At 65.1% G+C, this 4,616-nt stretch carries 6 protein-coding genes; 1 reads left to right on the forward strand and 5 read right to left on the reverse strand.

Annotated features, from left to right (window positions below; all coding sequences use genetic code 11):
- The 5 genes from AC5JJ6_RS00005 to AC5JJ6_RS00025 form a co-directional block, all read right to left on the reverse strand.
- A partial coding sequence (locus AC5JJ6_RS00005; protein WP_496040069.1) for a hypothetical protein occupies positions 1 to 185 on the reverse strand: 185 nt, incomplete at its 3' end.
- A gap of 108 nt (positions 186 to 293) precedes the next feature.
- Positions 294 to 767 (reverse strand): hypothetical protein, encoded by a 474-nt coding sequence (locus tag AC5JJ6_RS00010; RefSeq protein ID WP_496040070.1) that lies wholly within the window; start codon positions 765 to 767, stop codon positions 294 to 296.
- An 85-nt stretch (positions 768 to 852) separates the two neighbouring features.
- Positions 853 to 2,286 (reverse strand): dihydrolipoyl dehydrogenase family protein, encoded by a 1,434-nt coding sequence (locus tag AC5JJ6_RS00015; RefSeq protein WP_496040071.1) that lies wholly within the window; start codon positions 2,284 to 2,286, stop codon positions 853 to 855.
- Positions 2,283 to 3,080: a TVP38/TMEM64 family protein gene (locus AC5JJ6_RS00020; RefSeq protein ID WP_496040072.1), complete on the reverse strand. Its 798-nt coding sequence runs from the start codon at positions 3,078 to 3,080 to the stop codon at positions 2,283 to 2,285. The genes AC5JJ6_RS00015 and AC5JJ6_RS00020 overlap by 4 nt, the downstream gene beginning before the upstream one ends.
- A gap of 74 nt (positions 3,081 to 3,154) precedes the next feature.
- Complete coding sequence (locus AC5JJ6_RS00025) at positions 3,155 to 3,622, reverse strand: hypothetical protein (RefSeq protein WP_496040073.1); 468 nt, start codon at positions 3,620 to 3,622, stop codon at positions 3,155 to 3,157.
- A gap of 330 nt (positions 3,623 to 3,952) precedes the next feature.
- Between AC5JJ6_RS00025 and AC5JJ6_RS00030 the strand changes: the two genes are divergently transcribed.
- Entirely contained in the window at positions 3,953 to 4,405 is a 453-nt protein-coding gene (locus tag AC5JJ6_RS00030) for a MarR family winged helix-turn-helix transcriptional regulator (RefSeq protein ID WP_496040074.1), read from the forward strand.
- Positions 4,406 to 4,616 lie beyond the last annotated feature (211 nt).

The raw sequence follows: 4,616 nt of genomic DNA on the forward strand, positions 1-4,616 counted from the left end.
AATGGCCTAAAATCACGGTAGCTTTGTCTCGGGCAGAACTTTGCAACAGAACCGGATTGCGGACGGCCGAAGGCTTTCCCGTCTTCCTCCAAGGGGTGGTAAGTTCTGACAATCCAGGCAACGATGCTGCCGTCCTGGTACGGAAGCTTCCCTTCCCGTGACGCCGTGACAGCAAACCGTTGCACAGGTGGTCTCCTTTCCAAAAGTGTAATAGGAACCATGGGCAGTCCGGCAGTCTCGGATCGGGGCGCCATCGCCGGCCTCCCAATCCGGTCTGCTTACTGCGATCGCCGTTACGAACCGCGGGTCAGCGTTGAGCTGTGCCTCGGCAATGTACCGATGCCAATCCGGCTGCCGACCCAGAAGAGCATGGCCGTGCCGATCCCGAAAGTCAGGTCGAAGGCGACATCGATGGCAACCTCGGCGCCCTGAAAGCCGCCGCCGGCCCCGGCACCCTTGAGCGGCAGCACGACGAACCAGAATGTGAGAAGCGAGGCGAGGCCGAGAACGAGACCGCCCGGCAGACGCCCGAGCCGCGCCGTCAGCCTTGGTTCGAGCAGCGCGTAGAGCATGCCCCAGAGCCCATCCCAGAACATGTTGTTGACCGTGGCGGGCACACCGAAGGGCGGCACCGGCTCGAGGCTCCAGACAAGCTCCGGCACCAGATTGCCGGCGTAGAGAGCGGCGCCGAGTGCGCCCTGGAAGATCACGTGCGAGAGGGCTGCGGCGGCGAAGCCCAGCGCAAGGCGAGCTGAGATCGTAGGCATGGAAACGGCTCCTGACGGGTTCGGGGACGATGCGGAATCACTTTGGGATGAAGGACCGGGTTCGACGTGACCGTCGGTTCGAGGATCAGCCGAACCAGGACAGGAAGCGGACCAGCTTCCTGGTGCGCGGGCTGAACAATCTGGGTGTGAAGAAGCTGCCCGCGGCGCGCTTGCTAACCTCGCCGAGCGTCGGATAGGGGGCAATCATCCCGGCGAGCGCCTTGATGTTCAGCCCCTGGCCGATCGCCAGCACCCAGACCTGGATCAGTTCGCCGGCCTGCGCCCCGAGGATCGAGGCACCGAGGATTGTACCGGATTTGGTCGTCACCGCCTTCAGCAGGCCGTGGGTCTCGCGCTCCGTCTGGGCGCGGTCGTTCTCGTGATAGGGCCAGCGCAGGACCGTGATGTCGTCGCCGTGGGCCGCACGCGCCTGCTCTTCGGTGAGGCCGACATGAGCGAACTCGGGATCGGTATAGGTGACCCAGGGAAGCGAGCGGTAGTCGACCTTGGCGGGCTGGCGGAACAGCGCATTGCGGATGACGATCCCGGCGTGATAGCCGGCCACATGGGTGAACTGCGGTCCGCCGGCGACGTCGCCGATCGCGAAGACGTTGCGATTGGTGGTGCGCAGTCGCGCATCGACTTTGATGCCCTTGAGACCATACTCAATGCCGGCTTTCTCGAGATCGAGATCGTCGACATTCGGGCGCCTGCCGGCGGCGACGAGCAGATGCGAGCCGACGATCCGTTCCCGGCCGCCGTCCGCACTCTCGATCACCGCGGCCACACCGGCGTCTTCCGGTTCGACGGCCGCGATCGTCACCTGCTCCCGTATAGCAATGCCGTCGCCGACGAGGCGCTCCCGCAGCATCAACGCCAGTTCGGGATCGTCCTTCGGCAGGATGCGGAAGGCTTCCAGCACCGTCACCTCCGAACCGAGCGCCCGATGCGCCTGGGCCATTTCGAGACCGATCGGGCCGCCGCCGATGATGATCAGATGACGCGGCAGCTCCGTGTTCTCGAACACCGTCTCGTTGGTGAAGTACGGCACGCGCTCGAGCCCGGGGATTGGAGGCACGGCGGCCCTGGATCCGGTCGCGACGACGAAGCGACGGGCTCGGATGCGCGTCCCATCGACAACAATCTCGCGCGGTCCTGCGAAGCGGGCGGCGCCCTTGATTACCTTGACGCCGAGCCCCTCGAACCGCTCGATCGAGTCATTCGGCGCGATCGCGGCGATCACCTCATGGACGTGCCGGTTCACGGCCGCGAAGTCGACGCTTGGCGGCGCGTGGTTCACGCCCAGCGCCTGCTCGCCGCGCCAGCGGCGGGCGGCCTTCGCCGAGGCAAGCAGCGCCTTCGACGGTACGCAGCCGGTGTTGAGGCAGTCGCCGCCCATGCGATCCTTCTCGATCAGCACGGTCGAGGCACCGAGCTGGGCAGCACCGGCGGCAACGGAAAGGCCGCCGGAGCCGGCGCCGATGACCGCGATGTCCGCATTGATGATGGACCCGTTCATGAGGAGTGCTCCAGGTTGGAGGTCGGCCGGTGGCGGAACCGCTTCAGGACGACCGGGATCAGCGCCAAGATGACGAGGCCGCCGATCGGAAGAAGGACGTGTGGCTGGAGGAGGGCGGAGCCGTTGGGCGTGCCGCCGCTCGCCAGGATCGCGCCGAGGCCCGTCCCGACGCTGGCGAAAACGAGCGCTCCCGGGATGATCCCGACGAAGGTGCCGATGATGAAGGTGGACGTGCGGACCCCGAGGAACGCCGGCGACAGATTGACGAGCCAGAAGGGGAACAGCGGCACCAGACGAAGCACCAGCATGTAGCTGAGCTCGTTCTCGCGAAAGCCGGCTTCGAGCTTCCGCAGCGAGGGGCCGGCGCGGGCACGGAGGGCATCGCCAAGGGCGGTTCTCGCCGCCAGAAAGAGCATCGTCGCGCCGAGCGTCGCTCCGACCACGTTGAAGAAGCCGCCCCACAGCGTCCCGAAGAGGAAGCCGCCGAGTGTCGACAGCAGGAGGCCAGTGGGAAGCGAAAACGCGGTGCACAGGGCGTAGACGAGGACGAAGACGAGCGGCGCTGCATAGCCGAGGTCTTGCACCCTCCCGTCTAGCCATTCGCGGTTGCGTGCAAGCTCTGCGAAGCTGAGATAATCGAGCGCTCCGGTCACGTTCAAAAGAACGGCGACCGCAGCGACGACGCCGACGATTGTCGCCAGCCGGAGCGTCAGGGACTTCGTTCCCGTTGCCGGAAGCGGTATCCGATCAGGGGCGCCGGTCCGGCGCTGGGGAGGGAAGCGGGCAATGGTCATGTTCGAGATCCTCTCGCCTCTGTCGAGGCGGTGTGTTGGCGGTGGGTTGGTGAGGCGCGACGTGCGCCGGAGGGTCAGCCGTGCAGCGCCTTGGGCGATGCGCCGGTGTTTCGCCGGGCGAGTGCGAGTGCTGCTCCGAAGATCAGGGCGAGACCGATGCCGAAGATCAGATGGAAGCCGACATACACGGTCACCGCCTGGGCCTGGAGGCCCTCGGCAAAGGGCGCGCCCTTCAGCGGCAGCACGACCAGCCAGCGCACGAGGAGTGCCGCGACGCCGAAGATGAGCCCGCCGGCCAGACGCCCCACACGGGCGGTCAGGCGCGTTTCGACCAGCGCGTAGGCAATGCCCCAGAGGCCGGCCCAGAATGCGAAGTTGACGGTTGTCGGCACACCAAAGGGGGGCAACGGCTTCAGGCTCCACGGCAGCGCCGGGATCATGTCGACGGCGAAGTATAGGGTGCCGAGCGCTCCCTGGAAGATCACGTGCGAGAGAGCTCCGGCGATGAAACCGAAGAAAATACGTGTCGAGGTGTTGGACATGGTGGTTCTCCATGATCTGCGGGTCACCCGGCGGCATGCGCGGTCGGACCCGAATTGGTTACCGATAAGCCGGTTTGACTTCTGCTGGACTTGCTCAGCGCCGAGTTTTGACGCCCTTTGCAAGTAACTCTCTCCTCACCGCCAGCATCTGGGCCGAGACGGCGTCCAGGCTGGGCGTGACGAGAGCTTCCGCTTAATATCGTGTTCGATTTAATCGAGTACGATACGATTATGCACGCTCAAGCGCCGATAATCAAGCTTCCGATTTAATCGGATGCGTCCTATATAGGGGAAAGCCCTTCACCATTTCGTGAGCCAGAGAGGATAAGCATGAAACCCACCACACCGGAGGCTGCCACTCCCCGGCTCGCCGACTTCCTGTGCTTTGCAGTCTACTCGGCAAACCTCGCCTTCGGCCGGGCCTACAAGCCGATCCTCGACGAGCTTGGCCTTACCTACCCCCAGTACATCGCAGTCGTGGCGCTGTGGGAGGAGGACGACCAGACGGTCAGCCGCCTCGGCGAGAAGCTGTTCCTCGAGTCCAACACCCTCACCCCCATCCTCAAGAAGCTGGAGTCCATGGGATACCTGACACGGCGGCGCGACCCCAAGGATGAGCGCCAGGTCCGGGTGAACCTCACCGAGGCCGGACGCCGCCTGCGCGAAAAGGGCTTGACCATGAACCTGATCAAGCAGACCCGCCTGCCGCCCGAGGAGTTCGCGAAGCTGCAGAAGGCCGTCTCGACCCTGCGCGACAGCCTCATGGAGGCGGTTGGCGAATAATGCACTCACTCGAGGAGAGAGGGTGCGGCCATCCCGCCAGGATCCCGCCGCCGCGACGTGCAGCCGGCAGAATTTCGCTGTCGGAAGGCCGGATGGACTGGGTTTCACCCTTCGGATTGCCGCGTGCGGAACTCGGCGACCGGCAGGCTGCCCCGACCCCAGTTCTCCAGCTCGACCTCCTCGATCACGACGAAAGTGGAGTCGAGTGGCT

The organism is Skermanella sp. (genome assembly GCF_059503625.1).

Excerpts from the sequence above, each read along its gene's own strand:
- AC5JJ6_RS00010 (WP_496040070.1), bottom strand. The coding sequence starts at position 767 with ATGCCTACGATCTCAGCTCGCCTTGCGCTGGGCTTCGCCGCCGCAGCC.
- AC5JJ6_RS00015 (WP_496040071.1), bottom strand. The coding sequence starts at position 2,286 with ATGAACGGGTCCATCATCAATGCGGACATCGCGGTCATCGGCGCCGGC.
- AC5JJ6_RS00020 (WP_496040072.1), bottom strand. The coding sequence starts at position 3,080 with ATGACCATTGCCCGCTTCCCTCCCCAGCGCCGGACCGGCGCCCCTGAT.
- AC5JJ6_RS00025 (WP_496040073.1), bottom strand. The coding sequence starts at position 3,622 with ATGTCCAACACCTCGACACGTATTTTCTTCGGTTTCATCGCCGGAGCT.
- AC5JJ6_RS00030 (WP_496040074.1), top strand. The coding sequence starts at position 3,953 with ATGAAACCCACCACACCGGAGGCTGCCACTCCCCGGCTCGCCGACTTC.